This is a genomic window from Rhodanobacter sp. OR92 (assembly GCF_000427545.1).
Taxonomy (GTDB): Bacteria; Pseudomonadota; Gammaproteobacteria; order Xanthomonadales; family Rhodanobacteraceae; genus Rhodanobacter; species Rhodanobacter denitrificans.
Genome location: NZ_ATYF01000012.1, coordinates 242,058 through 265,685 on the forward strand (window position 1 = coordinate 242,058; position 23,628 = coordinate 265,685).

At 69.4% G+C, this 23,628-nt stretch carries 25 protein-coding genes; 8 read left to right on the top strand and 17 right to left on the bottom strand.

Annotated features, from left to right (window positions below; all coding sequences use genetic code 11):
• Window positions 1-63 precede the first annotated feature (63 nt).
• The gene (locus RHOOR92_RS0106445) at window positions 64-891 is read left to right on the top strand and encodes a type II CAAX endopeptidase family protein (protein ID WP_027489885.1); all 828 of its coding nucleotides are present in this window, start codon (window positions 64-66) and stop codon (window positions 889-891) included.
• On the opposite strand, the gene RHOOR92_RS0106450 is transcribed toward RHOOR92_RS0106445, so the two are convergent.
• The 8 genes from RHOOR92_RS0106450 to RHOOR92_RS0106485 all read right to left on the bottom strand — a co-directional run bounded on the left by RHOOR92_RS0106450 (window position 875) and on the right by RHOOR92_RS0106485 (window position 5,422).
• Window positions 875-1,462, bottom strand: coding sequence for a Maf family protein (locus RHOOR92_RS0106450; RefSeq protein WP_027484779.1), 588 nt, complete (start codon window positions 1,460-1,462; stop codon window positions 875-877). The genes RHOOR92_RS0106445 and RHOOR92_RS0106450 overlap by 17 nt on opposite strands.
• Window positions 1,459-1,908: a GNAT family N-acetyltransferase gene (locus tag RHOOR92_RS0106455; RefSeq protein ID WP_007510421.1), complete on the bottom strand. Its 450-nt coding sequence runs from the start codon at window positions 1,906-1,908 to the stop codon at window positions 1,459-1,461. Before RHOOR92_RS0106455 ends, RHOOR92_RS0106450 begins: the two co-directional genes overlap by 4 nt.
• Window positions 1,909-1,929: 21 nt before the next feature.
• Window positions 1,930-2,400: a 23S rRNA (pseudouridine(1915)-N(3))-methyltransferase RlmH gene (gene rlmH / locus RHOOR92_RS0106460; RefSeq protein WP_007510419.1), complete on the bottom strand. Its 471-nt coding sequence runs from the start codon at window positions 2,398-2,400 to the stop codon at window positions 1,930-1,932.
• Window positions 2,401-2,414: 14 nt separating this feature from the next.
• Window positions 2,415-2,801, bottom strand: coding sequence for a ribosome silencing factor (rsfS, locus tag RHOOR92_RS0106465; RefSeq protein WP_007510416.1), 387 nt, complete (start codon window positions 2,799-2,801; stop codon window positions 2,415-2,417).
• A 106-nt stretch (window positions 2,802-2,907) separates the two neighbouring features.
• Window positions 2,908-3,975, bottom strand: a complete 1,068-nt coding sequence (locus RHOOR92_RS0106470) for a nitronate monooxygenase (RefSeq protein WP_007510414.1) — start codon at window positions 3,973-3,975, stop codon at window positions 2,908-2,910.
• Between the two features lie 93 nt (window positions 3,976-4,068).
• The gene (locus RHOOR92_RS0106475) at window positions 4,069-4,341 is read right to left on the bottom strand and encodes a pentapeptide MXKDX repeat protein (protein WP_027489886.1); all 273 of its coding nucleotides are present in this window, start codon (window positions 4,339-4,341) and stop codon (window positions 4,069-4,071) included.
• Between the two features lie 91 nt (window positions 4,342-4,432).
• Window positions 4,433-5,125, bottom strand: a complete 693-nt coding sequence (locus RHOOR92_RS0106480) for a DUF1345 domain-containing protein (RefSeq protein ID WP_007510409.1) — start codon at window positions 5,123-5,125, stop codon at window positions 4,433-4,435.
• A 21-nt stretch (window positions 5,126-5,146) separates the two neighbouring features.
• Window positions 5,147-5,422, bottom strand: a complete 276-nt coding sequence (locus tag RHOOR92_RS0106485) for a GNAT family N-acetyltransferase (protein WP_007510407.1) — start codon at window positions 5,420-5,422, stop codon at window positions 5,147-5,149.
• A gap of 149 nt (window positions 5,423-5,571) precedes the next feature.
• Here RHOOR92_RS0106485 and RHOOR92_RS0106490 point away from each other — a divergent pair, with 149 nt between their 5' ends.
• Complete coding sequence (locus RHOOR92_RS0106490) at window positions 5,572-5,997, top strand: OsmC family protein (RefSeq protein WP_007510406.1); 426 nt, start codon at window positions 5,572-5,574, stop codon at window positions 5,995-5,997.
• A 1-nt stretch (window position 5,998) separates the two neighbouring features.
• Here RHOOR92_RS0106490 and RHOOR92_RS0106495 read toward each other — a convergent pair whose 3' ends face one another.
• Window positions 5,999-7,093 (bottom strand): 3-deoxy-7-phosphoheptulonate synthase, encoded by a 1,095-nt coding sequence (locus RHOOR92_RS0106495; protein WP_007510404.1) that lies wholly within the window; start codon window positions 7,091-7,093, stop codon window positions 5,999-6,001.
• Between the two features lie 235 nt (window positions 7,094-7,328).
• Between RHOOR92_RS0106495 and RHOOR92_RS0106500 the strand changes: the two genes are divergently transcribed.
• From RHOOR92_RS0106500 to RHOOR92_RS0106530, 6 genes are all read left to right on the top strand, one after another.
• A complete protein-coding gene (locus RHOOR92_RS0106500; protein ID WP_007510402.1) occupies window positions 7,329-8,252 on the top strand; it encodes an oxygenase MpaB family protein in 924 nt (307 codons plus the stop codon).
• A 76-nt stretch (window positions 8,253-8,328) separates the two neighbouring features.
• Window positions 8,329-10,203, top strand: coding sequence for a 3'-5' exonuclease (locus tag RHOOR92_RS0106505; protein ID WP_027489887.1), 1,875 nt, complete (start codon window positions 8,329-8,331; stop codon window positions 10,201-10,203).
• 399 nt (window positions 10,204-10,602) lie between these two features.
• Window positions 10,603-12,777 carry a TonB-dependent siderophore receptor gene (locus tag RHOOR92_RS0106515; RefSeq protein WP_037114998.1) on the top strand — a complete coding sequence of 725 codons (2,175 nt, stop codon included), beginning with the start codon at window positions 10,603-10,605 and terminating at the stop codon, window positions 12,775-12,777.
• A 3-nt stretch (window positions 12,778-12,780) separates the two neighbouring features.
• Window positions 12,781-13,068, top strand: coding sequence for a hypothetical protein (locus RHOOR92_RS0106520; RefSeq protein WP_007510396.1), 288 nt, complete (start codon window positions 12,781-12,783; stop codon window positions 13,066-13,068).
• Entirely contained in the window at window positions 13,068-13,331 is a 264-nt protein-coding gene (locus RHOOR92_RS0106525; RefSeq protein WP_007510394.1) for a hypothetical protein, read from the top strand. The genes RHOOR92_RS0106520 and RHOOR92_RS0106525 overlap by 1 nt, the downstream gene beginning before the upstream one ends.
• A 10-nt stretch (window positions 13,332-13,341) precedes the next feature.
• The gene (locus RHOOR92_RS0106530) at window positions 13,342-14,898 is read left to right on the top strand and encodes a PepSY-associated TM helix domain-containing protein (protein WP_007510392.1); all 1,557 of its coding nucleotides are present in this window, start codon (window positions 13,342-13,344) and stop codon (window positions 14,896-14,898) included.
• On the opposite strand, the gene nadD is transcribed toward RHOOR92_RS0106530, so the two are convergent.
• The 8 genes from nadD to RHOOR92_RS0106570 all read right to left on the bottom strand — a co-directional run bounded on the left by nadD (window position 14,886) and on the right by RHOOR92_RS0106570 (window position 23,536).
• Complete coding sequence (nadD, locus tag RHOOR92_RS0106535) at window positions 14,886-15,533, bottom strand: nicotinate-nucleotide adenylyltransferase (protein ID WP_007510390.1); 648 nt, start codon at window positions 15,531-15,533, stop codon at window positions 14,886-14,888. The two genes, RHOOR92_RS0106530 and nadD, sit on opposite strands and share 13 nt — an antisense overlap.
• An 85-nt stretch (window positions 15,534-15,618) precedes the next feature.
• Window positions 15,619-16,629, bottom strand: coding sequence for a DNA polymerase III subunit delta (gene holA, locus RHOOR92_RS0106540; protein WP_007510389.1), 1,011 nt, complete (start codon window positions 16,627-16,629; stop codon window positions 15,619-15,621).
• The gene (lptE, locus tag RHOOR92_RS0106545; protein ID WP_027484773.1) at window positions 16,629-17,177 is read right to left on the bottom strand and encodes an LPS assembly lipoprotein LptE; all 549 of its coding nucleotides are present in this window, start codon (window positions 17,175-17,177) and stop codon (window positions 16,629-16,631) included. Before lptE ends, holA begins: the two co-directional genes overlap by 1 nt.
• Window positions 17,178-17,182: 5 nt before the next feature.
• Complete coding sequence (gene leuS / locus RHOOR92_RS0106550; protein WP_027484772.1) at window positions 17,183-19,822, bottom strand: leucine--tRNA ligase; 2,640 nt, start codon at window positions 19,820-19,822, stop codon at window positions 17,183-17,185.
• Window positions 19,823-19,922: 100 nt separating this feature from the next.
• The gene (locus RHOOR92_RS0106555; RefSeq protein WP_007510386.1) at window positions 19,923-20,582 is read right to left on the bottom strand and encodes a PqiC family protein; all 660 of its coding nucleotides are present in this window, start codon (window positions 20,580-20,582) and stop codon (window positions 19,923-19,925) included.
• Window positions 20,579-22,276, bottom strand: coding sequence for an MlaD family protein (locus tag RHOOR92_RS0106560; protein ID WP_027484771.1), 1,698 nt, complete (start codon window positions 22,274-22,276; stop codon window positions 20,579-20,581). The genes RHOOR92_RS0106555 and RHOOR92_RS0106560 overlap by 4 nt, the downstream gene beginning before the upstream one ends.
• Entirely contained in the window at window positions 22,269-22,922 is a 654-nt protein-coding gene (locus RHOOR92_RS0106565) for a paraquat-inducible protein A (RefSeq protein WP_007510384.1), read from the bottom strand. Before RHOOR92_RS0106565 ends, RHOOR92_RS0106560 begins: the two co-directional genes overlap by 8 nt.
• Complete coding sequence (locus RHOOR92_RS0106570; protein ID WP_027484770.1) at window positions 22,919-23,536, bottom strand: paraquat-inducible protein A; 618 nt, start codon at window positions 23,534-23,536, stop codon at window positions 22,919-22,921. Before RHOOR92_RS0106570 ends, RHOOR92_RS0106565 begins: the two co-directional genes overlap by 4 nt.
• Between the last annotated feature and the right edge of the window lie 92 nt (window positions 23,537-23,628).

The window sequence follows — 23,628 nt, forward strand, 5'->3', positions numbered from 1 at the left end:
GGCCGGCCTGCAAACCACTAGCTTGGGCTCGCACCGTTCCCTGCCACAGGCCATGGTCACCGCATGCAGATCAGCAGCACCGAGGTCTCGCCCCTGTCGCCTCCGGATTCGCCACCCCCACCGCATGCCGGCCGCACCGCGCCCGGCCTGCGCGCCAGCGTGGGCATCATCGTCGTCTACTTCGCACTGCAGTTCGCCGTCAGCTTCCTGTTCGGGGCGGCGATTGCGGCGACGGCGGCTTTGCGCAACAACGGCGCGGGCATCGAGACGGCGATCCGCACCACGCTTGCGCAGCCGGCGATGCAGGCGCTGCTGGCGATCCTCTCGCTCGGCGTGGCCGCGCCGCTGACCCTGTGGCTGATGCGCCGCAGCTGGCCGGCGCTGTGGCCGCAGGCGCAGCCGCCGGGGTTCGGCTTCGTGCGTCCGCGCCAACCCCTGTTCTTCGCGCTGGCGGTGCTGGTCGGACTGGCCGCGCCGTTCCTCGGTGCGCTGTTGACCGAGTGGCTGGCCCACGGCCACACGGTGACCCAGGACATCCAGCAGATCGGCGGCAACACCCCGCTGGGGCTGCGCATTCCGCTGGTGCTGGTGGTGGTGTGCGTGGGGCCGCTGGTGGAAGAGCTGCTGTTCCGCGGCGTGCTGCTGTCGGCCTTGATGAAGCGCGTGCATGTCGGCTGGGCGGTGGCCGGCAGCTCGCTGCTGTTTGCGCTGGTGCACCTGCCGGGGCTGGACTACCAGTGGTACGCGCTGCCGAACCTGCTTCTGCTGGCGCTGCTGCTGGCCGGATTGCGGCTGCGTTCGGGCTCGATCTGGCCGGCGGTGCTGGCGCATGGCGTCAACAACCTGCTGGCCGTCGCCGTCTGGTTCGTGGCGATCAACCCGCCGGGCTGATTCCGCCGCGGCGCAGGAGTCGCGCGGTCTCGAACAGCGGCAGGCCCATGACCCCGGAATAGCTGCCGTCGAGATGCTCGACCATCGCCGCGCCGCGGCCCTGGATCGCATACGCGCCGGCCTTGCCGAACGGCTCGCCGGTGGCGACGTAGGCGGCGATCGCCGGCTCGTCCAGCGTGGCGAAGCGCACCTGCGACACGCACACCTCGCACCGCTCGCCGCCGCTGCCGACCAGCCACACCGCCGAGACCACCGCATGCGTGCGGCCCGACAGCCGGCGCAGCATCGCCGCCGCGTCGGCGGCGTCGCGCGGCTTGCCGAACACTTCGTCGTCGTCCAGCACCACCTCGGTGTCCGCGCCGAGCACGAGCGCGTCGCCAGCGTGCGCCAGCGCGGCGAGGCCGGCGCACGCCTTGTCGCGCGCCACCCGGCTCACGTAGTCGCGCGGCGATTCGCCCGGCGCACGCTGCTCGGGCACGTCGACGTCGAGCACGACGAAGTCCGCGCCGAGCTGCTCCAGCAACTGGTGCCGGCGCGGTGACTGCGAGGCGAGATAAAGCCTCGGGCTCACAGCGTCAGGCTGTATTCGCAGAACTGGTAGTCGCGCTGCCAGCCCAGCGCTTCGTACAGCGCCTGCGCCGGGGCGTTGTCCAGTGCGGTGGACAACGAAAGGCTGGCCGCGCCCAGGGCGTGCGCATGTTCCGCCGCCGCCTTCAGCAACCCAGCTCCCACACCTTGCCGCCGCGCCGTCGCCGCCACGAACAGATCGTTGAGCAGCCAGGTGCGCACGGTGCGCACCGAGGAGAACAGCGGATACAGCTGGGTGAAGCCGAGCGCGGCGCCGTGCTCGTCCAGCGCCAGCAGCACCAGCGATTCGTGCTGGCGCAAGCGCTCCGCCAGGAAATCCCGCGCCCGTGCCAGGTCTGCCGGCTGGCCGTAGAACTGGCGGTAGCCGTCGAACAGCGGCGCCAGCTGGTCGAGGTCGAGAAGGGTGGCTTGCCGGACGTGGAAGGACATGGCGGGTGGGCTCCGTGGAGTTCAGGCGCGATGGTAGGGGTGGCCGGACACGATCGTGGTGGCACGGTACAGCTGTTCGGCCAGCACCAGCCGCACCAGCATGTGCGGCAGGGTCAGCGGGCCCAGCGACCAGCGCTGGTCGGCGCGCGCCAGCACCTCGGGCGCGTGGCCGTCCGGGCCGCCGACGAGGAACGCCAGGTCGCGCCCGGCCATGCGCCAGCCTGCCAGTTGGGCGGCCAGTTCCTCGCTGGACCAGCTCTTGCCCCGGCCATCGAGCGCGACCACGTGGATGTCGTGCGGCAAGGCCGCGAGGATCGCAGCGCCCTCGTCCTGGATCGCCCGCACATCGTCGCGGCCCTTGCCGCGGTTGCCGGGTTTCAGCTCGACCAGCTCCAGCGGCAATTCGTGCGACAGCCGCTTGCGGTATTCGGCAAAGCCTTCCGCCACCCAGCCGGGCATGCGTTCACCGACGGCGATCAGGCGCGCGCGCATGCCGTGGGTTCGCCTCAGCTGGCTTGCGCAGCGTCGACTTCCTGCCCGTGGTCACCCACCGTCCACAGCCGCTCCAGGCCGTAGAACTCGCGGATGCGCGGCAGCATCACGTGGACGATCACGTCGCCCAGGTCGACCAGCACCCATTCGCCTTCCGTTTCGCCTTCCACGCCCAGCGGCATCACGCCCGCCTTCTTGGCGAACTTGCCCACTTCGTCGGCGATGGATTTGACGTGGCGGGCCGAGGTGCCGGAGGCGATCACCAGCAGGTCGGCGATGGAGGTCTTGCCGCGGACGTCGATCTCGCGCACGTCCTTGGCCTTCAGTTCTTCGAGCGCGTCGATGACCGACTTGCGCAGGGTAGCCGTGGTGACGGCCTTGTTGCTACGGGCTGTGCTCAAGAGGGTGGGCCTCGATGCGGGATCGCAGCGCAAAATGGCGCGGGCGCAGTATAACCGCGCAACCGCAACGTCACGTCAAGGTGCCCACCGTCACGGACAGGCCCGTTCAGTGCGCCAGCGAGCGCCTGGCCAAGCGGTATTCGTGCATCAGTCGCGCCACCAGCTCGGCGGCCGGCTGCGGGCGCACCAGCGCGGCGGCCTGGCCGCACCATTCGGACAACAGGTCGCCGCGCCCGGCGGCGGCCGCCGCGCGCCGCAGCGGTGCGGTGAGCGCGTTCAGCACCGGATACGGCAAGCCCTGCGCCGCTTCGGGCATCGCCTCGACGAAGCGGTTGCGCAGGCCGCGGGCGGCGCGCCCGGAGAAGCCGCGGATGGTGGTGACCCGGTGCTCCTCGACCTGCGGCAGATCCTGCTTCCACGCCTCGGCGGCCGAGCACTCCGGGCAGGTGAGGAAGGCGGTGCCGAGCTGGCTGGCCGCCGCGCCGAGCACTTCCGCCGCCAGCATGCCGCGGCCGTCCATGATGCCGCCGGCGGCGATCACCGGGATGTCGATCGCGCGCACGGCCAGCGGCAGCAGCGCGAACAGGCCGATCATCGCGTCCTCCGCCTCGTGCAGGAAGGTGCCGCGATGGCCGCCAGCCTCGGCGCCCTGCATGCACACCGCGTCGGCGCCGGCGCCGGCCCAGGCGCGTGCCTCGGCCACCGTGGTGGCGGTGCCGATCACGCAGATGCCGCGCCGATGCAGCTCGCGCAACTGCGCCGGGGCGATCACCCCGAACGTAAAGATCGCTGCCGCCGGACGCGCCTCGCACAGCGCGGCGAACTGCTCGGAGAAAAGCGGCGCCCAGCGCGGCGGAACGCTGGTGCGCACGTCGAGGCCTTCGCGCACCATCAGCGCATCAAGCTGCTCGCACGCTTTCGCCACCGCCGCCATGTCGGCCTCGAATTCGTCCGGCAGCACGAACAGGCCGATCGCATACGGTTGCTCGCCGAGCGCGCGGATCTGCGCCGCCTGGTCGAGGATCGCCTGCGGCTCCAGGTAGCCGGCGCCGAGCGAGCCCAGCGCGCCGGCATTGGACACCGCCGCCACCAGCGCCGGCGGCGTCGAGCCGGACATCGGGGCCTGGATCAGCGGATGCTCGATGCCGAGCCGGCTGGCGAACGATGTATCCATGGCGTGGCGGCCCGTGGCGGAAACGGACACAGTATCCGCCACTGCCACGCGCGGCAGAAGCCGCCGGCAGCTCCGCCTGCCGGCGGCAGGCGCTCAGCCGCCGGACTTCATGGCGTCGCCCTTCATGGCGTCGCCCTTCATGGCGTCGCCCTTCATCGCTTCGTGCTTCATCGCTTCGTGCTTCATGGCATCGTGCTTCATGGCACCGTGTTTCATGCCGTCATGCTTCATGGTCGTTTTCTGCATGGCGTCGTGCGCCATGACGGTGCTGGAGCTGGCGGCCATCGCGTCCTGTGCGAGCGCGGACGCGGTGGCGAGGCCGCAGGCCATGGATACGGCAAGAAGAGTGGCAAGTCGTGCGTTCATCGGAAGATCCTCGGGAGAAAGAAAGGGGAACGGCCACGCCGCCCCCCTCGCTTCCTTCGCCGCCCGCCGGCCGGCGGTTACCTCGCTCGGCTCAGCCGCCCTGCCCGGCCACGATATTCACCGTGATGGCGATGATGAACACGTTGAAGAAGAATGCGATCACGCTGTGCAGCAGCACCACGCGACGCAGGTACTTGCTGGTGATCTGCACGTCGGAGACCTGGAAGGTCATGCCGATGACGATCGAGAAATAGGCGAAATCCCAGTAGTCCGGCTCGGGCGTATCGGGAAACTCCAGGCCGGCATGCTTCTCGCCGAAATCACCGTAGTAGCCGTGGGCGTAGTGCACCGCGAACATCACGTTGAGGAACAGCCAGCTGAGCACCACGCTCAGCACGCCGACGGCCAGCGCCGGCACGCCACCGCCCCGGGCCGCATGCAGTTCGTTGCCCAGCGCCGCCAGCACCACTGCCGAGAGCAGCACGCCGCCCCACAGCACGCCCCAGCGGCCGGTGTCCAGCGCCCGCGCCTGGATGCGCATGTGACTCGGCGAAGCCCGGCTGAACAGGCGCGCGAAGACGCCCAGGAACACCAGCGCGGCCAGGTCGAAACCCAGCAGCACCGCATTGGCCGGACGCACGCCGGCATGCAGCAGCAGCGCCAGCGCCACCAGGAAGATCAGCAGCGACAGCAGCGTCCACCGGCGGCCCTTCACGAAACGCCATGGCCGCCAGCCGCGCCGCTGCGGCGCGCGTTCGCCCGCGCGCCCTGATGATTCGTCCATGCTTGTCTCCGCGTCAGGGGCTCAGCCGAGCAGGTCGTGGTATTCCGGGTGCCGCTGCATCCACGCGGCAGCATACGAGCAGGCCGGCACCACCTTCCAGCCTTCGGCGCGCGCCGTCGCCAGCGCCTCCTGCACCAGGGCGGCGGCGATGCCGCGCCCACCCACCGCGGCCGGCACGCCGGTATGGGTGATCGTCATCACGCCGTCGGCCAGGGTGTACTCGAGCAGGCACGGCACGCCGTCCACGCGGGTCTCGAAACGACGGGCCATGCGATCGTGAAGGATGGCGAACGGCATGCGAACTCCTGGCCGGAACACAATCCCCACAGCATACGACCCGCGCGAGGCAAACGGGCGTGAAGCGATCGCGTTGCTTCATTCGCATCGGCTGCATGTGGCGCCGGGCATCGTGGGCGCCTGCCTGCCACCACCCACGGGAGAGTCCCATGAAACGAACCGCATCCGCGCACTGGTCCGGCGGCATCACGGACGGCCAGGGCACCATGTCGACCGATACCGGCGTGTTGCGAGAGTCGCCATTCGGGTTCAAATCGCGCTTCGAGGACGGCCCCGGCACCAATCCGGAGGAATTGATCGCGGCGGCCCACGCCGGCTGCTACTCGATGGCGCTGTCGCTGGGGCTGGGCAACGCCGGCTTCACCGCCAACAGCATCGACACGACGGCGGTGGTGACCCTGCTCAAGGACGGCGACGGCTTCGCCATCACCGAAGTGGCGCTGACCTGCCGGGCCAGGGTGCCGCGCATCGACACGGCCACGTTCGACGGTATCGCACGGGCGACCAAGCTGGCCTGCCCGGTGTCCAAGCTGCTGAAGGCCACGATCACGCTGGACGCCCGGCTGGAAAGCTGACTCAGGCGGCGATCTCCTGCGCGGAAGGCCGGCTCGCGCCGGCTTCGACCCGCCGCCGCTGGCGCACCGCCTGTGCCAGCTGCTGCAGCACCCGCACCGAGCAGTCCCAGTCGATGCAACCGTCGGTGATGCTCTGGCCGTAGCGCAGCGGCTGGCCTGCCTGCAGGTCCTGGCGACCGCCGAGCAGGTGACTTTCCACCATCACGCCGAGGATGCGCTGCTCGCCGGCGGCGATCCGCGCAGCGATGTCCTCGACCACCCGCGGCTGGTTCTCCGGGTTCTTGCCGCTGTTGGCGTGGCTGGCGTCGATCATCACCCGGGCCGGCAGGCCGGCCTTGCCGATCGCGGTGCAAGCCGCGTCGATACTGGCCGCATCGTAGTTCGGCGCCTTGCCGCCGCGCAGGATCACGTGGCAGTCGCCGTTGCCGCTGGTGGTGGCCACGGCAGCTTGGCCGTCCTTGGTCACCGCCATGAAATGGTGCGGCTGCGACGCGGCCTGCACCGCGTCCACCGCGATCTTCACGTTGCCATCGGTGCCGTTCTTGAAACCGACCGGGCAGGACAGCCCCGAGGCCAGCTCGCGGTGCACCTGGCTCTCGGTGGTGCGCGCGCCGATCGCGCCCCACGCCACCAGGTCGGCGATGTATTGCGGCGTGATCATGTCGAGGAATTCGCAGCCGGCCGGCACGCCCAGCGCGTTGATGTCGCGCAGCAGGCCGCGGGCGATGCGCAGGCCCTTGTCGATGCGGAAGCTGCCGTCGAGGTCGGGATCGTTGATCAGCCCTTTCCAGCCGACCGTGGTGCGCGGCTTCTCGAAGTACACCCGCATCACCAGCTCCAGCGCGTCGCCCAGCTCGCGGCGCAGCGGCGCCAGTCGCGTGGCGTATTCCAGCGCGGCGCGCGGGTCGTGGATCGAGCACGGGCCGATCACCACCGCGAGGCGGTCGTCGGCACCGGCGAGGATGGCGTGCAGCGCCCGCCGCGAAGCCTCCACGGTGGCCATCGCCGTCTCGGTGGCGGCGCAGTCGCGCATGATCTCGGCCGGCGTGCCGAGGCGGGTGATGGTGCGGATGCGCAGGTCGTCGGTGGCGTGCATGGCGGCTCTCCTGGAGGTTTTTCAGGTGGCGGCCATAAAAAAACCGCCCTGGGATGGCGGTTCGGTGTGGTTCTTTCGATCAGATCAAAACGATCGCGTCCGCGCCGCCGCCATTGGCTTCGGGTAGCCGTAAAACCAGAAATACAGGCGAGCGGTGGCAGAGGACATGTCGCCATTGATAACACAATGGACGTCCAAATCAAACTCCCCGCCGGCACGAGGCTAGACTGGCGGCATGCCTTCGCCGCTCGACCTGCTGACCCGACCTGCCCGCGAAGCGGTCCGCCGCTGGGTGCTCGGCGCCTTCCCTCGCGCCGACAGCGGCGGCCTCGACTACGACCATCCGCACGGCGATCCGGGCCTGTTCGGTCCGCACAGCGCGACCTGGCGCGTGCACGCGGATTTCCCCGGCATGCTGGCCGGCGGCCTCGCCGCGCTGACCCTGCAGACCCTGCATCCGCTGGCGCTGGCCGGGGTGTGGGACCACTCCAACTTCCGCGGCGACCTGCTCGGCCGGCTGCGCCGCACCACCGCCTTCGTCGGCGGCACCACCTACGCGCCGCGCGCGCAGGCCGAGGCGCTGATCGCGCACGTGCGGCAGATCCACGACCACATCGCCGGCCATGGCGAGGACGGGCGCCCCTACAGCGCCAATGACCCCGAGCTGCTGACCTGGGTGCACGTCAGCGAGGCGTGCTGCTTCCTGCAGGGCTACCGCCGCTACGGCCACATCGCGCTGCCGCCCGGCGCGGCCGACCGCTACTACGACGAGGTGCGGCAGATCGCCGAGGCGCTGGGCGCGCGCGACGTGCCGGCCAGCGAACACGAGGTGGCGGAATACTTCCGGCGCATCCGGCCCGAGCTGGCCTTCACCGAACGCTCGCGCGTGGTGCTCGGCCTGCTGGCGCAGGTGCGCCTGCCGGTGCCGGCGGCCGGGCTGTCGCGCGACCTGTTCCTGTACGCCGGCCACGCGCTGCTGCCAGAGTGGGCGCTCGCGCTGCTGCACCACACGCCAAGGCAGCGGCGCCAGGCGCGGCTGGCGGCGCACGCGCTGTGGTCGATCGCGCCGGTATTCCATGCCGCGCTGAAGGACGGCATCGCCAGCCGCGCCTGCCGGCGCATGGAGATGCCGCCGGAGCAGCTGCGGCACTGGGCGTAGCACTGCGCCGCCCGGCGGCATTGACAGCGTCATCCCATCGGCTAACGTCGTGCGACAGCGTCAGTCGAGGACTTCCGTGGCGACACTCATTCCGACCCGCAACAGCTGCCTGCCGCGGATGACCGGCGGCGAGAAGCGCGTTTCCGAGCGGCTGGAACAGAAGCTGGAGGACGACTACCTGCTGTGGTACGACGTGCCGGTCGGACTGAAGCAGCGCCACCCGGATTTCGTGGTGTTCCACCCGCGCCGCGGCCTGCTGGTACTGGAGGTGAAGGACTGGAAGGCCGACACCCTCCGCCACGCCGACAGCACCCAGTTCACCCTGGTCACCGAGCGCGGCCTGGTGAAGGAGAACAACCCGCTGCTGCAGGCGCGCGCCTACGCGCTGGAGATCGGCGTGGTGCTGGAGCGCGACCCCGCGCTGCGCCACCCGGAAGGCTCGCGTTACGCCGGCAAGCTGATCATGCCGTGGGGCTGGGGCGTGGTGCTGGCCAACATCACCCGCAAGCAGTTCGACGAGGGCGCGCTGGGCGAGGTGCTGCCCGAGCACCTGGTGATCTGCCGCGACGAGCTGTACGAGACGGTCGACGCCGAAGCGTTCCAGCAGCGGCTGTGGGCGATGTTCCCGCAGGTGTATCCGGTGGCGCTGACCCTGCCGCAGATCGATCGCGTGCGCTGGCACCTGTTCCCGGAATTGCGGGTGGAAGCCGGCAGCGGCCAGTTCGGCCTGTTCGGTCCCACCGACGCCGCGGTGCGGCCGCTGGAAATCCCCGACCTGGTCAAGGTGATGGACGCGCAGCAGGAACAGCTCGCCCGTTCGATCGGCGGCGAGCACCGGATCATCCACGGCGTCGCCGGCTCCGGCAAGACGATGATCCTCGGCTTCCGCGCCATGCAGCTCGCGCGTGAGCTCTCCAAGCCGATCCTGGTGCTCTGCTACAACAAGACCCTGGCCGCACGACTGGAACAGTTGATCGGCGAGCGCGGCCTCAGCGAGAAGGTGCAGGTCTACAACTTCCACAAGTGGTGCCGCAAGATGCTGGTGGCCTACCACGAGCCGCTGCCGCCGGGCAGCGGCAAGGCCTTCGTCGAAGCGCTGCCGCCGGCGGTGATCGCCGGCGTGGACCGCGGCCGGATTCCGCGCGCGCAGTACGGCGCGGTGCTGGTCGACGAAGGCCACGACTTCGAGCCGGACTGGTACAAGCTGATCGTGCAGATGATCGACCCGGTCACCAACTCGCTGCTGGTGCTGTACGACGACGCGCAGAACATCTACGGCAACCCGAACCGCCGCAGGATCAGCTGGAAGAGCCTCGGCGTGCAGGCGCAAGGCCGCACCACCATCCTCAAGCTCAACTACCGCAACACGCTGGAAATCCTCTCGGTCGCGCGCACCTTCGCGCAGGACCTGCTCGCCTCGCGCAGCGACGACGCCGACGGCGACGGCGTGCCGCTGGTCGCGCCGGAAAGCGCCGGCCGCCGCGGCGCGGTGCCCGAACTGGTGCGCACCGACACCGCCCGTGCGCAGATGGATGTGCTGATTGCGCGGCTGCGCGACGAGCACGCGCATGGCCGTCCGTATTCCGAGATGGCGGTGATCTACCGCAACCAGTGGGAAGGCGAAAAACTGCACGAGGTACTGGGCGACCTGGGCATCCCCAGCCGGCTCGCCGACAACACCGGCAAGCAGAGCCTGTTCGCGGTCGAGGACAGCGTCAAGCTGGTCACCATGCACTCCAGCAAGGGGCTGGAATTCCCGTTCGTGATCATTCCCGGCATCGGTGGCCTGCCCAAGGAAGGCCAGTCCGAAGCCGACGAGGCGCGCCTGCTCTACGTCGCCATGACCCGCGCCACCGAACACCTGCTGCTGATCCACCACCTCGACTCGATGTTCTCCCGGCGCATCCGCGATTCGATCAACGAGGTGACGGCACAGCTGGAACGCGGGTGAGCGTGCCCAGAAAGCGGTCTCCCCCTGCTGCGGACCACCATCGTCGTGGCGATGATGTTCGGCTTCGGCGAAATTTCGCTTCACGGCTTCGCGGGAACAGCGCCATCGACGGGCCATGAACTTGTCCAAGCTTGCGGTGTGCTCGCGTTACCGGGAACGCGCGTCACGCTCCAGCCCGCGACTGTCCGCCGACGCACGCTCAAGAGCCTGATTGCTGAACGGCGCGCCCCTCTCTACAATAAGAATCATTCTCACTTGGCGCAGCCTCGTACCCGCGAGCAGCGCCAGCCAGTGCAGAAAGACAGCCATCGCACGGTGGCGGCTGGCCGATCTCGACCATGACCCGCACCGGCGCGAACAGCCAGCCCGATCCACGCAAGCCTGCCCACAAGGTTCCCGATGTCACCGTTTCCCTTTTTGTCCGTTCCGAGCGCCGCAGCCACGCGCCGCCCTTCCGCATTGCCGCGTGCGATCCGCGCGGCGCTGTCCGGCTTGCCATTGCTGGCGGCACTGGCGCTGCCCGCGTACGCTGCCGACGCAACGACCGACGCGCAGCAGAAAGCCGCAAAAACGCTTGAAAGCGTGCAGGTCACCGCGCCGATCGCCAAGGACAGCGACTCGGTGACCAAGACCGAGACGCCGATCATCGAGATCCCGCAGTCGGTCTCGGTGATCACCGACGAGCAGATGAGCCTGCGCGGCATCCAGGGCATCGAGGAAGCGGTGTGGTACACCGCCGGTGCGCAGGGTGGCGGCTACGGCCCCGACTCACGCAGCGATTGGCTGCTGGTGCGCGGCTTCACCCCCGCGCGCTACATGGACGGGCTGGCGTTGGCCGACGGCTCGGGCACCGGCATCACCCGCATTGAGCCGTACGGGCTGGAGCGGCTGGAAGTGCTGAAGGGGCCGTCGTCGGTGGTCTACGGCGCGATGCCGCCGGGCGGCATGGTCAACATGGTCAGCAAGCGGCCGACCGGGCAGCCACTGCGTGAAGTGGGCGTCGAGGTCGGCGGCTTCGACCTGCGCCAGGGCACCTTCGATTTCGCCGGCCCGCTGAACGATTCGGGCACGCTGCTGTATCGGCTCACCGGCCTGGCACGCAACAGCGACACCATGGTCGACCATATCAAGGACGACCGTTACTACCTCGCGCCGGCGCTGACCTGGAAGCCCAGCAACACCACCTCGCTGACCGTGCTGTCGCATTTCCAGAAAGCCGAGACCGCCTCCGGCGGCGGCTTCCTGCCGGCCTCGGGCACCTTGCTGCCGAACCCCAACGGCAAGATTCCGCGCGACCGCTTCACCGGCGAGCCGGGGCAGAACGATTACGACAAGACCATCGCCTCGATCGGCTACGAGTTCCACCACGACTTCGCCAGCGGCCTGGCGTTCAACCAGAACCTGCGCTACGGCAAGGCCGACGTCGACAACGACGGCGGCAACGTGGGCGCGTTCGGCCTGCTCGGCGACGGCCGCACCCTGCTGCGTTACTTGTTCCCGAACGAGAACCACACCAGAACGTTCGGCGTCGACAACAACCTGCAATACGTCTTCGACAGCGGCAGCGTGCAGCACATCGTGCTGGCCGGCGTCGACTACCGCCGCGCGAAGGACGACTACGCCTCTGCATTCGGCTTCAATGTCGCCGGGCTGGACGTGTTCGACCCGGTCTACGGCAGCCCGGTGGCCGTTCCCGCGTACACCAGCCACACCGTGCAGACGCAGTCGCAGTTGGGCGTGTACCTGCAGGATCAGATCAAGCTGGGGCGCTGGGGCATCACCGTCGGCGGCCGCCAGGATCACGTGAAGACCGATACCGACAACCTGCTCGGCAGCAGCACTGCGCACCAGACCGACGACGCGTTCTCCGGCCGCGTCGGCGTCAATTATCTGTTCGACAATGGCCTGGCACCGTACGTGTCGTGGTCGCATTCGTTCCAGCCCACCGTAGGCACCGACTTCGCCGGCAAGGCCTTCAAGCCGACCACCGGCAACCAGTACGAAGCCGGCCTGAAGTACCAGTCGGCCGGCGGCAACGGCCTGCTTACCCTGTCCGCCTACCAGATCACCCAGCAGAACTCGCTGACGATCGACCCCGACCACACGCTGTTCCAGGTACAGCAGGGCGAGACCCGCCTACGCGGCGTCGAGCTGGAAGGGCGCTGGAACATCGGCCCCAACCTCAGCGTGTACGGCGACTACACATACAGCGATTCGAAAGTCACCCGCACCAACGACCTGCCCTCGCTGGGCAAGCAGATCGCCTTGCTGCCGAAGCAGCAGGCCGCACTGGGCGCCGACTACACCATCGTCGGCGGTCCGCTGGCCGGGCTCGGTTTCGGCGGCGGCGTGCGCTACGTGGGCGAGCATTATGGCGACATCCACAACGACTGGAAGACGCCGGCCTACACCCTGTTCGACGCCGCCGTGCACTACGACGTGGGCGGCTGGCGGCTGCAGTTGAATGCCAGCAACCTGTTCGACAAGGAGTACGTCTCGGCCTGCAACAGCGCCGCGTGGTGCTACTACGGCTACGCGCGCACGGTTACCGCCAGCGCGCGTTACCGCTGGTAAGGCATGATCAGCCTGCTGGCCTTCGTGTTCGCAGCGTGTTCCGCCATCGCGTGGTACGCCGCCTCGCCGCACTGCATGTGGCTCGCGCTGCGCGGCCACCCGCGTGCGGCGTGCGGCGCCGGCAGCGTGCTGGCGCTGCTGTCGCTGGCCAGCTGGATCGGCGCGCTCGGCGCCGCCGTCGGGCTGTGCGCGATGCTGGCCAGCTGGATGCTGGCGTTGATGGTGCAGCCGTACCTGGCATGGTTCGTCGGCACGCCGGAGGCGGATGTCGCCGCGGTGGAGAAGGACTGATGTGGGCCCGTGCCAGCGCCGGCGTGCTGCCGGGCTTCTTCCTTGCCGCCGCCCTGGTCGGCCTGGTCGGCTGGCTGCTTCCCGGACCGTGGGAATCGACCATCGTAGCCGGGCTGGCCGCGTTCTTCCCGTTGTGGATCGGGCTGATCTGCGCCGCGTTCCGGTTCTCCAGCGGCAGACGCGCATGGCGATGGCTGGGCGGATGGGCGCTGCTCGCGCTGGGCTTGCTGTGGCTGCTGCAGACGTCCGGCTGGGTTCGTTGAGATCGGCCGCATGAAACTGCAACCCGCCACCCTGCGCACCTTCACCATGCTGCACTCGTGGATGGGGCTGGTCGCCGGCTTCGCGTTGTTCGTGGCGTTCTACGCCGGCGCGATCACGGTGTTCCATCAGCCGCTGCAGCAATGGGCGACACCGCACACCGCCGCCATCGGCTCACTCGACGACACGCAACGTCTGCTCGACGATGTGCTGGCACGGCATCCGGAAACGCGCGAGCACGTGGGCATGACGTTCCCCGGCTACGAACTGGCCCAGCCCACCGCGTACTGGCAGGACCACCATGGCACCTGGCTGTTCGCCACCCCGGACAACCTGGCCGGCAGCTCGACCCCGCCCGGTGCCAACCTGCCCGAACTGATCAACCAGCTGCATTACACGCTGGGCATTCCCGTCGCGGGCACCTGGCTGATGGGTGTCGTCAGCCTGCTGTACGGCATCGCGCTGGTGTCCGGTTTCGTGATCCATCTGCCGCGGCTGGCCAAGGACCTGTTCGCGTTGCGGCCCGGGCGCAACCTCAAACGCTTCTGGCAGGACGCGCACAACGTGATCGGCGTGCTGAGCCTGCCGTTCCACATCGTGTTCGCGGTCACCGGCGCGCTGCTGTGCCTGATGTTCGTGCTGATGCTGGCGCTGAACCCGCTGATCTACGAGGGCAAGCTGATGGCCGCCTCGGCGGCGGCGATGAACACCGCGCCGATCATGCAGAAGGCCGACATCACTAGGCCGCTGTCGCCGCTGGCGAGCTGGCATGCACGTTCGATCGAGGTGGCGCGCGACCAGGGCATCGCGGACTTCGCGCCGGGCTACCTCAAGCTGGCGCATGCCGGCAACGCACACGCGGTGGTCGAGATCACCGGCACCGCGCCGCGCGGGCTGGGCGGCGGCGCGGTGGCGCTGGATGCCACCAGCGGCACCGTACTCGCCACCCAGTTGCCCGGCGCACGCGACGCCAACCACGCCACCCTGGCCGCGGTGTATGCGCTGCACTTCGGCGACTACGGCAACGTCGCGGTGCAATGGCTGTACTTCCTGCTCGGGCTGGGCGGCGCGTTCCTGTTCTACTCGGGCAACCTGTTGTGGATCGAATCGCGGCGCAAGCGCCGCCAGCCGGAACAGGGCCGCTCGTCGATCATCATGGCGCGGGCCACCGTGGGCATCTGCATCGGCGTCTGCGTGGCGGTCTCCGCCGCCTTCGTCGCGGCGCAACTGCTGCCCTGGCTGGGCGGGAACGCGGGCGCGGGCGAGCGCTGGGTTTGCTTCGGCAGTTGGGCGCTGTGCGCGCTATGGGCGTCGTGGCGCGCGCCGTTGCACGCGGCGCAGGAACTGCTGTGGCTGGCTGCCCTCGTCACCGCGCTCATTCCATTGGCGCATGGCCTCGCCACAGGCTGGTGGTTCTGGCGCAGCGCCGCGGCCGGACACGGCGCGCTGTTTGCCATCGACATCGGCACGCTGGCATTGGCCATCGGTTTCGGCGCACTGGCACGTGCGACGGCTCGCCGCGGCCGCACCGGCGCAGCGAACAGCGTGTGGGCGGATCAGCACCGGTAAGGCGCCAAAAGTGCGGGATCGTCGAACAATCCCGCCGGCAGCAGGTAGCGCGGGTCGCGCCCGGCGGCGAGCAGTTCGCGGATGCGGGTGGCGGAGATTTCCAGCGGGGTCACTGCCAGCTCGGCGACCTTGCCGGCGGGCAACCTGCGCAATGCCGACAGCTCGGTGATGCGGCGGCCGGCCACTTCGCGTTCCAGTTCCTCCGACAGGCTGGCGGAAACACCCGGCCGGCGTAGCACGCCGATGTGTGCCGCCGCGAACAGCTCGCGCCAGCGATGCCAGCTGGCGAGGCCTGCAAACGCGTCCGCGCCGAGCAGCAGCACCAGCGGGCGCTCGCCCTGCTCCGCGCGCAGCTCGTGCAAGGTGTCGATGGTGTACGACGGGCCCTCGCGATCCAGTTCGCGGGTGTCCAGCACGAGCCGTGACTGGCCGCGCAGCGCGGCACGCAGGATCGCCACCCGCTGCGCCGCGGTGGCTATCGGCGGTGCGCGGTGCGGCGGCACGCTGACCGGCAGCAGGCGCACCTCGGCGTCGAGCAGTTCGGCCGCTTCCCACGCCACGCTGAGGTGGCCCAGGTGCACCGGGTCGAAGGTGCCGCCGAAGATGGCGAGTGGCCTGGCAGATGTCTGCGGCAAGAGCCTTACCCCTCCCCAACCCGCCGCTGCAGGCAGGGGCGGGAGCAAGTCACGGCCCCTTGCTGCCCGACGGGGCGGTCAAATGTCATGCGAGCGCCCGGGCCGCGCGCGGCTCGGCGATGGCGGCGATCAGCCGTTCGGCTTCCTGCCACGGGTTGCCCTGCTCGCGGCCCTTGACCATGCGGTCGATGCGCGAGGCGCGGGCCAGGCACTGCAGCCAGTGCTCGCGCGGCGCGCGGCGCAGGGCCTGGCGGAACTGCTGCGCGCGACTGTCCCACAGGTGCTCGGCCTTGGCCTGCGCGGCGAAGTCCGCGGCATTGGCCAGGCGCAGCGCCAGCTGCAGTTGATTGACCAGCCAGCCCATCAGCGCCAGCAGTTCGTCGCCCTCGGAACGCAGCCCGGCGAGGATGCGCAGCGCGCGTGCGCCGTCGCCGGCAAGGGCCGCGTCGGTGAGCTTGAACACGTCGTAGCGGGCGCTGTCGGCGACCAGGTTCTCCATCTCGGCGGCGTCGACGCGGCCCTGCCCGTGCAGCACGGCGAGCTTGTCGACCTCTTGCGCGGCAGCGAGCAGGTTGCCTTCGACGCGTTCGGCCAGCAGCGCCACCGCATCGGGCGTGGCGGTGAGTCCGCGCGAGGCGAGCCGCGCGCCGATCCACACCCGCCACTGGTCCGGCCGCGGTGAACTGAACACCACCATCGCTCCGCTGGCGTCGAGCTTCCTGCTCCAGGCGCCGTCGTGCTTGCTGCTCCATTCCATCGCCGTGATCAGCAAGGTGACGTCCGGCGGCGGGTCGGCGCAGAACGCGCCGATCGCCTTGGCGCCGTCGATGCCGGGACGACCGCTGGGCAGGCGCAGGTCGAGCAGCCGGCGGCTGGCGAACAGCGACATGCCCGCCGCGGCGCGGGCCAGGTCGTTCCAGTCGAAATGCTGGCCGACTTCGAGCACTTCACGTTCGCTGTAGCCGAGCTTGCGCGCCTGCGCGCGCAAGGCATCGGCGGCTTCCAGCACCAGCAACTGCTCGCCGGCGAGCAGGTAGACCGGCTGCAGGCTGTCCGCCGCCAGCGCCTTCTGCCATTGGCCGGGGCTGAGCGGCATCAGTGCGTGCTGGCGGCGCCGGCCGGTGCGGCCAGCTCATGCTTGCCGGCGGCCTGCAGGCGGAACAGGATCGCCTGCACCATGTCGTCGTTGAGGCTGCGCTGGATCTCTTCCACCTGCGAGGCGTTGCCGACGGTGTCGCCGGCGTCGTAGCTGTACTCGCGCGACATGTCGATGCGCTGGTGCGGCACCAGCACCTGTCCGTCGGGGCCGAGCACGTCGAACTGCACCTGGTAGCGCACCGCATATTCGGTGACGCGCACGTAGCCGCCGGCACTCAGCGTCTCGGTGCTGAAGGCCGCCACCGGCACACGCAGCTCGGCGATGCCGGCGCCGCTGTCGTCCTCGACGGTGGCGCCGGAGGTCTGCAGCGCGCGGGCCAGGTGGCGCTCGAACTCGCCGCCGCCGCTCGCGGCAAGGTGCACCCGCTGCATCTCGGATGGCAGGGTGGCGTTCTCGCGCAGATGGAAGCCGCAGCCGCCCAGTACGAGCGTTGCGGCCAGCAGCAGCGAGACCTGGAACAGGCGGTGCGCCTTCATGAAGCTCATGGGTTTCATCCTGCGACGATGTTGACGATCTTGCCGGGTACCACGATGACCTTGCGCACCGTCATGCCGGCCAGGAAGTGCGCCACCTGCGGTTGGGCCAGCGCCAGCGCCTCGGCTTCTTCCTTCGAAGCCTGCGCGGCCAGCTCGATGGTAGCGCGCAACTTGCCGTTGATCTGCACCGCCAGGGTGACCGTGTCGCGCACCAGCGCGGCCGGATCCACCGGCGGCCACGGCTGATCCTCCAGCACGCTCTCGGCATGGCCGAGCGCCTGCCACAGAGCGTGGCTGACGTGCGGCACCACCGGATTGAGCAGCAGCACCATCGCCTCCAGCGCCTCGTGGCGCACCGCGCGGCCCTGCTCGCTCTGGTCGTTGAACTTGCCCAGCGCGTTCAAGAGTTCCATCAGCGCGGCGATCGCGGTGTTGAACGCGTGGCGCCGGCCGAAATCGTCGCTGACCTTCTGGATCGTCTCGTGCAGCTGGCGGCGCAGCGCCTTCTGGCCCGCATCCAGCGTGGCGGGATCGGTCGCCGCATGATCCGGCCCCGCCGCGTGCGTGGTCACTTCGCGCCACAGCCGCTTGAGGAAGCGCGCCATGCCTTCGACGCCGGCCTCGCTCCATTCCAGCGACTGCTCCGGCGGCGCGGCGAACATCGAGAACAGGCGCACCGTGTCGGCGCCGTACTTGTCCACCATGGTCTGCGGGTCGATGCCGTTGTTCTTCGACTTCGACATCTTCTCGGTGCCGCCGATGTGCACCGGCTGACCGTCCGCCTTGAGCGTCGCGCCAATCACGCGCGCCTTCTCGTCACGACGAATCTCGACCGCGGCCGGGTTGATCCACTCCTTCGAACCGTCGGCGTTGTCGCGATAGAACGTCTCGGCGATCACCATGCCCTGGCACAGCAGGTTCCGCGCCGGCTCGTCCGAATGCACCATGCCGGCGTCGCGCAGCAGCTTGTGATAGAAGCGGAAATACAGCAGGTGCATGATCGCGTGTTCGATGCCGCCGATGTACTGGTCGACCGGCAGCCAGTAGTTCGCGCGCTCGTCGATCTGCGCGTCCGCGCCGGGGCTGGTGTAGCGCGCGTAGTACCAGCTCGACTCCATGAAGGTGTCGAACGTGTCGGTTTCGCGCTCGGCCGCGCCGCCGCATTGCGGGCAGCTGGTCTTGCGCCACTCCGGATCGGCCTTGATCGGCGACTGCACGCCACTGAACGCCACGTCCTCGGGCAGCACCACCGGCAATTGATCCTCGGGCACCGGCACCGCGCCGCAGGCGGAGCAGTAGATCACCGGGATCGGACAACCCCAGTAGCGCTGGCGGCTGACGCCCCAGTCGCGCAGGCGCCAGTTCACGCGGCGCTGGCCCTTGCCCTCGGCCTCGAGTACGCCGGCGATGTGGTCGAACGCGGCGCGGTAATCCTTGCCGTCCATCGCACCGGAGTTCACCACGCGCATGTCCACGCGGGTCTTGTCCGAGTACCAGTCCTGCCAGACGGCCGGGTCGTAGCTTTCGTCGCCGGCGGCGATCACCTGCCTGATCGGCAGGCCGTACTTGTGCGCGAACGCGAAGTCGCGCTCGTCATGGCCGGGCACCGCCATCACCGCGCCGGTGCCGTAGCCCATCAGCACGAAGTTGGCGACCCACACCGGCAGCTTCTCGCCAGTGATCGGATGCACCGCGAACAGGCCGGTGGCCATGCCGCGCTTGTCCTGGGTTTCCAGCTCCGCCTCGGAGACGCCGCCGTGCTTCAGCTCGTCGAGGAACGCCGCCAGCGGCGGATTGCCCTGCGCCGCCTTGTGCGCCAGCGGATGCTCGCCGGCGATCGAGACGAAGGTGACGCCCATCAAGGTGTCGGGGCGGGTGGTGAACACGGTCAGCGGCGCGGCCTCGCCATCCACCGCGAAGTGGATCTCCAGGCCCTCGCTGCGGCCCAGCCAGTTGCGCTGCATGGTCTTCACCGCGTCGGGCCAGCCCGGCAGCGTGTCCAGCCCGTCCAGCAACTCGGGCGCGTAGTCGGTGATCTTCAGGAACCACTGCGGGATCTCGCGCTTCTCGACCACCGCGCCGGAGCGCCAACCGCGGCCGTCGACCACCTGCTCGTTGGCCAGCACGGTCTGGTCGACCGGGTCCCAGTTCACCACCGCGTTCTTGCGGTACGCCAGGCCCTGCTTCAGCAGGCGGGTGAACATCAGCTGTTCCCAGCGGTAATAGTCCGGGCGACAGGTGGCGAACTCGCGGCTCCAGTCGATCGCGTAACCCAGCGACTGCAGCTGGCGGCGCATGTGCTCGATGTTCGCGTAGGTCCACTTCGCCGGCGCGGTGGCGTTCTTGATCGCGGCGTTCTCCGCCGGCAGGCCGAACGCGTCCCAGCCCATCGGCTGCAGCACGTTCTTGCCGTTCATGCGCTGGTAGCGGCTGATCACGTCGCCGATGGTGTAGTTGCGCACGTGGCCCATGTGCAGCGCGCCGGACGGGTACGGCAGCATGGAGAGGCAATAGAACTTCGGCCGCGAGGCATCCTCCTTCACTTCGTAGGCGCGCTGCGCATTCCAGTACTGCTGCGCGGCGGCTTCCACCGCCTGGGGGCGATAGGCAGCTTCATCCTGTTCGGGCGAGGTCGGGGCTTGAATGTCCTGCATGATTCCGTTGCCGTTGTGCGAGTGGTGCGAGCCGGCCCGGGCCGGCTGAGTGAACTGGGCAGACTAGCCCAGCGCAGGCCGGGCGCCAAGCTTGCGGCCTTCAGCCGGGCGGGCAGGCAGGCGCCTGGCCTTCGCCGAGCGCCCGCGCCGCGCTGGCGATCTGCGCCGCCAGCCGGGCGATCGCGCGCTGATGGCCCTGTACCAGGGCAGGATAACCCGGGCTCACCGCTTCATTGACGCGGCTGGTGCAAGCCAGCGTGGCGGGCCGTGCGCCGTGCAGCAGGCGTACGCTCCATGCGCCCTCGATCAACGCATAGCTGCCGGGCGCGGAGTCGAACCGGCGCAGGTCCAGCTTGATCCGCAGCAGCGGCTTATCGTTGCCGGGCAGGCCGCTGACGTCCGCGCTGTGCAGTTCGCGCGCCAGGTCGGCCGACAGCGCACTGCGCACCTCGTCGCCGAGCGGGGCGATCCAGCGCTCGCTGCCGAGCAGGGCCACGCCCTGCCCGCCTTCGCGCACCACCAGCTGCGGCTGGTCGACCTGCGCCGGCACGCCGACCGGCAGCAGCTCGAACGGCAGCGACGGCGCGCTAGTCGTCGGCGCCACCAGGCCGCCGGCAGACTCGTCCGCCGGCGCAACGAGGCCGCCAGCCGGCTCGTCGGCCGGCGCAACCAGGGTGTAGTAGTGCAACGGCGCCGAGGCACAGGCCGCCAGTAGCACGCCGGCCGCCACGCCCAGCAGATGCCTTCCGCTACGAATCATGGTTTGCTCCCTTGCGTCGGCGGCATCGCCGCGGGCGTGGTGACGGGTTTCGCGTCGGCCGGTTTCGCATCCGCGCGGCGGCCGCGGATCAGCGCCTCCGGATGGCCGCCCAGGTAATCGGTCAGCACGCGCAGCGAGCGTGCCATGCGCTGCAGCTGTTCCAGCGTGGCGCCCAGGTTCTGCTGCAGCGGCGAGTCGCCGGCCAGCGCCTCGTTCGCCGTGCCCATGGTCCGCTGCACGCCGTGCAGGGTGTCGCCGAGCGCCGGCAGCGTCTGGCCATTGACCTGCTTCAGCGTGCGGTCGAGCCCGGCCAGGCTCCGGTCCAGGTTCTGCCCGATGCTGTCGAACGGCACCTTGGCGAGCTTGTCGACGATCCCGGCCATCTGCTCCTGCAGCTTGTCGAAGCTGCCCGGCACGGTCGGAATGGTCAGCGGTTTCGCGGCCGGGTCGAACGCCACCTTCGGCGTCTTCGGGATGAAATCCAGCGCCACGTACAACTGGCCGGTGAGCAGGTTGCCGGTGCGCGCCTGCGCACGCAGGCCGTGCTCGACCAGGCGGCCGATCATCTGCGACAGGTCCGGATTCTCGCCGTGCGCCTTGGCCAGCGCCTCCAGCTTGTCATAGGCGGCGCCGAGCCGCTGCGGATAGATCACCGCGCCGACCAGCACCGGGAAGCGCTGCTTCTGCTCGTCGTAGTCCAGCCGCACCGACACCACCTTGCCGATGTTGATGCCGAGGAACTCCACCGGCGCGTCCACTGCCAGCCCGCGCACCGACTGCTCGAAGCGCATGCGGATGTAGTGCGGCGTACCGTCCGGCGGCGCCATCGCGGTGGCCTGGTCGCCGAACAGGGTGTACGCGTTGTCCTCCGGCGCCGGCGTGCTGTCGTGCGGCCCGGGCGGGTCCTGGAACGCCACGCCGCCGGCCAGCACGGTGGCCAGCGACTGCGTGTTGAGCTTCAGCCCGTTCGCGCCGATCGACACGTCCACGCCGCTGGCATTCCAGAAGCGCGAGGAGCGGGTGACGAACTTGTCGTTCGGGCCGTCCACGAAGATCTGCAGCGAGACGCCCTTGCCGTCCGGGTCCAGCTGGTAGGACGCCACCCGGCCGACCTGGATGCGCCGGTAGTACACCGGCGAGCCGATGTCGAGCGAGCCGAGGTCGCCGCTGTGCAGGACGAAGCTGCGCCCCGGCGCGCCGTGGTTCACCGCCGGCGGCAGCTCCAGCCCCTTGAACTCGTCCTGGTAGTCGTTCGAATCGCCCACGTCGGCGCCGATGAAGGCGCCCGACAGCAGGGTGTCGATGCCGGACACGCCGCCCAGCCCGATCCGCGGGCGCACCACCCAGAAGCGGGTGTCCTTGGTGGCGAAGCCCTCGGCGCTCTTCTCCAGCGCCACGTTGACCAGCACGTGGCTGCGGTCGCTGCTCAGATGGATCTTGTTGACCCGCCCGATCACCACGTTCTTGTACTTCACCGGGGTCTTGCCGGCGTCCAGGCCCTCGGCGCTCTGGAAGCTGATGGTGATCTGCGGCCCGGCCTGCAGCCAGTTGTTGATCACCAGCGACAGCCCGACCAACGCCGCCAGCGCCGGCACCAGCCAGATCAGCGAGGCGTTGAAGCGGCGCCGCTTCACCACCGGCCGCGGCAGCTCGCCGCCCGGCGGGGCCTGTTCGATGGGGTTGTCGTCAGTCATCGGTATCCTTGCCATCCCAGATCAGGCGGGGGTCGAAACTCATCGAGGCCAGCATGGTCAGCACCACGGTCAGGCCGAAGAAGATCACGCCCGGCAGCGGTTCCACCAGGCTCAGCACGCTGAAGCGCACCAGCGCCGTCAGCAACGCCACCACGAACACGTCCAGCATCGACCAGTAGCCGATCAGCTCGACCAGCCGATAGAGTCTTGCACGTTGCGGCCGCGCCCAGTCGCTGCCTTGCTGGCTGCTCACCAGCAAGGTGCCCAGCGCGAGGAACTTCAGCACCGGCACCACGATGCTGGCGGTGAACACGATGATCGCCAGGTTCGGCGAACCCTTCACCCACAGCTCCACCACGCCGCTGATGATGGTGTTGTCGTCCACGTCGTTGAGGCTGGCGGTGCGCATGATCGGCAGCACGTTGGCAGGGATGTACAGGAGGAACGCGGCGATCAGCAGCGCCCAGGTGTGCGCGTAGCTGTGCGGCTTGCGCCGGCGCAACGTGCTGCCGCAGCGCGGGCAGGCCATCGCGTCGTCCACGCCGTCGCCGTCCAGCTGCGGGTCGCCGGGCACGTTGCGGCACACCTGCCCGCACACCGTGCAGGCGATCAGGCCCAGTTCGGCGGCGCGCGGCAGGGCGCTCACGCGGCGTGCTCCGGCACCTGGTCCCACAGCTGGCGCAGGTCCACCCCGGCGAAGATGGTGATCAGCAGGGTCAGCGCCGCGTAAGCGTAGATGCCCGGGTCCGGCGTCACGTCGAAATAGGTATGCGCCTTGACGATCGCCACCAGCGCGCCCAGCACGAACACCTCGCTCATCGTCCACGGCCCGAGCCGGTGCAGCACCACCATCAGCGGCACGAAGCCCGGCGCGCGCCGCCCGGCCTTGCCGAACCACAGCAGCCAGCCCAGCAGCAACATCTTCAGCAGCGGAAAGAAGAACAGCGTGGCGGCCACCAGCACCGAGACCACCTTGGCCTCTTCGCGCCACATCGCGAGGATCACGCCCCACAGCGTGGTGCTGCTCTGCTGCCCGCTCAGGCCCAGCGTCACGATCGGCCACATGTTCGCCTGCACGAACACGATCATCGCGGTCAGGATCAGCGCCAGCATCGCGTTCACGCTCAACGCGTGGTGGCGCTCCAGCTCCGCTCCGCAGCGGGCGCAGGTCGCCACCTCGCCGCGGGCCAGCGAACGACGGCGGTAGACCGTGTCGCAGTGCTCGCAGACCAGCAGCGTTTCAGGTGAGCTCGTGCCCATGCAGCCGGTGCCTTGCTTCGGCGTGACGATCCGCAGATTCTCGCAAATCTATCGTGAACGCGCCGCTTGATATGCTGCCCGGCAACCCCGAT

Bases quoted from the DNA above. Each gene is read 5' to 3' on its own strand.
- RHOOR92_RS0106445 (WP_027489885.1), top strand. From the start codon at position 64: ATGCAGATCAGCAGCACCGAGGTCTCGCCCCTGTCGCCTCCGGATTCG.
- RHOOR92_RS0106455 (WP_007510421.1), bottom strand. From the start codon at position 1,908: ATGTCCTTCCACGTCCGGCAAGCCACCCTTCTCGACCTCGACCAGCTG.
- rlmH (WP_007510419.1), bottom strand. From the start codon at position 2,400: ATGCGCGCGCGCCTGATCGCCGTCGGTGAACGCATGCCCGGCTGGGTG.
- RHOOR92_RS0106470 (WP_007510414.1), bottom strand. From the start codon at position 3,975: ATGGATACATCGTTCGCCAGCCGGCTCGGCATCGAGCATCCGCTGATC.
- RHOOR92_RS0106475 (WP_027489886.1), bottom strand. From the start codon at position 4,341: ATGAACGCACGACTTGCCACTCTTCTTGCCGTATCCATGGCCTGCGGC.
- RHOOR92_RS0106480 (WP_007510409.1), bottom strand. From the start codon at position 5,125: ATGGACGAATCATCAGGGCGCGCGGGCGAACGCGCGCCGCAGCGGCGC.
- RHOOR92_RS0106485 (WP_007510407.1), bottom strand. From the start codon at position 5,422: ATGCCGTTCGCCATCCTTCACGATCGCATGGCCCGTCGTTTCGAGACC.
- RHOOR92_RS0106490 (WP_007510406.1), top strand. From the start codon at position 5,572: ATGAAACGAACCGCATCCGCGCACTGGTCCGGCGGCATCACGGACGGC.
- RHOOR92_RS0106495 (WP_007510404.1), bottom strand. From the start codon at position 7,093: ATGCACGCCACCGACGACCTGCGCATCCGCACCATCACCCGCCTCGGC.
- RHOOR92_RS0106500 (WP_007510402.1), top strand. From the start codon at position 7,329: ATGCCTTCGCCGCTCGACCTGCTGACCCGACCTGCCCGCGAAGCGGTC.
- RHOOR92_RS0106515 (WP_037114998.1), top strand. From the start codon at position 10,603: ATGTCACCGTTTCCCTTTTTGTCCGTTCCGAGCGCCGCAGCCACGCGC.
- RHOOR92_RS0106520 (WP_007510396.1), top strand. From the start codon at position 12,781: ATGATCAGCCTGCTGGCCTTCGTGTTCGCAGCGTGTTCCGCCATCGCG.
- RHOOR92_RS0106525 (WP_007510394.1), top strand. From the start codon at position 13,068: ATGTGGGCCCGTGCCAGCGCCGGCGTGCTGCCGGGCTTCTTCCTTGCC.
- RHOOR92_RS0106530 (WP_007510392.1), top strand. From the start codon at position 13,342: ATGAAACTGCAACCCGCCACCCTGCGCACCTTCACCATGCTGCACTCG.
- holA (WP_007510389.1), bottom strand. From the start codon at position 16,629: ATGCCGCTCAGCCCCGGCCAATGGCAGAAGGCGCTGGCGGCGGACAGC.
- lptE (WP_027484773.1), bottom strand. From the start codon at position 17,177: ATGAGCTTCATGAAGGCGCACCGCCTGTTCCAGGTCTCGCTGCTGCTG.
- leuS (WP_027484772.1), bottom strand. From the start codon at position 19,822: ATGCAGGACATTCAAGCCCCGACCTCGCCCGAACAGGATGAAGCTGCC.
- RHOOR92_RS0106555 (WP_007510386.1), bottom strand. From the start codon at position 20,582: ATGATTCGTAGCGGAAGGCATCTGCTGGGCGTGGCGGCCGGCGTGCTA.
- RHOOR92_RS0106560 (WP_027484771.1), bottom strand. From the start codon at position 22,276: ATGACTGACGACAACCCCATCGAACAGGCCCCGCCGGGCGGCGAGCTG.
- RHOOR92_RS0106570 (WP_027484770.1), bottom strand. From the start codon at position 23,536: ATGGGCACGAGCTCACCTGAAACGCTGCTGGTCTGCGAGCACTGCGAC.